The sequence below is a fragment of the Macrococcus brunensis genome (assembly GCF_004359615.1).
Taxonomy (GTDB): Bacteria; Bacillota; Bacilli; order Staphylococcales; family Staphylococcaceae; genus Macrococcus; species Macrococcus brunensis.
Genome location: NZ_SCWA01000082.1, coordinates 1 through 209 on the forward strand (window position 1 = coordinate 1; position 209 = coordinate 209).

At 58.4% G+C, this 209-nt stretch carries 1 protein-coding gene; it reads left to right on the plus strand.

Annotated elements, in window-relative coordinates; all coding sequences use genetic code 11:
• Positions 1-209, plus strand: a 209-nt coding sequence (locus tag ERX27_RS11460) for a Rib/alpha-like domain-containing protein (protein WP_208001790.1), incomplete at both ends; no start/stop codon positions are given.

The window sequence follows — 209 nt, forward strand, 5'->3', positions numbered from 1 at the left end:
TGGTTCTTCAGAAGAGATTAATGTAGTGGTGACCGTAGGTACGACCGATGCAGTAGACAACCAGCCGGACTATGTGGATACAACAGTGGAGCCGGGTACAGCGACAACAATCGCAGCGCCGCTCAATTCAGACGGCACAGCACCACCGGCAGGCACAAGCTATGCGCCGGCGGATGCGACGACCCTGCCGGCATGGGCAGTGGTGAACG